Origin of the sequence: Caballeronia sp. LZ008 (assembly GCF_031451435.1) — a bacterium.
GTDB classification, from domain to species: domain Bacteria; phylum Pseudomonadota; class Gammaproteobacteria; order Burkholderiales; family Burkholderiaceae; genus Caballeronia; species Caballeronia zhejiangensis.
Genome location: NZ_JARUXK010000032.1, coordinates 1 through 563 on the forward strand (window position 1 = coordinate 1; position 563 = coordinate 563).

1 protein-coding gene is annotated in these 563 nt (G+C 63.2%); it reads left to right on the forward strand.

All coding sequences use genetic code 11. The features are described 5' to 3' along the window. Positions 1-563 (forward strand): type VI secretion system lipoprotein TssJ (tssJ, locus tag QCE49_RS33600; RefSeq protein ID WP_250437930.1); only part of this gene is annotated, 563 nt, incomplete at both ends.

Genomic DNA, 563 nt, shown 5'->3' on the forward strand with positions numbered 1-563 from the left:
TGGCTCTTCACCACGCAAGTCAAGTCGATGAACGTCGAACTGAACGGTCGCGCCGCGTTGAACGAGAACGCGACCGGCCAGCCGCTTTCGACGGTGGTGCGGTTCTATCAACTCAAGGATTCGAAGACCTTCGCGCAACTCGAATACGTCCAGTTGCAGAACGCCGATCTCGAACTGCTCAAGACGGATCTCGTCGCCACCAAGGACGTCGTGCTGCGCCCGGGCGCGAGCGCGAGCGTTGCCGAACCGATGCAGAAGGACGCCGAGTACGTTGGCGTAGTGGCGTTCTTCCGCTCGCCGAGCAGCAACGGCGTGTGGAAGCTGTTGATTCCGAAGAAGCAGTGGAAGGACACCGATCCGGTGAGAATCAGTGTGCAGAGCAATCTGCTCGTGCTCGAAGGTGCGGATCCGAAAGCCGTGAAACGCGATGCGCCGCAGCAGTCCGTATCGAACGCCGGGGCGGCTGCCGCGTCGGCGGCGTCGAGTGTCTCGGGAGCCGCCGCCGCGAGCAAAGCGGCGGCGCAGAGCGTCAACACGGCGACCGACGCGCTCACAAGCGCCAA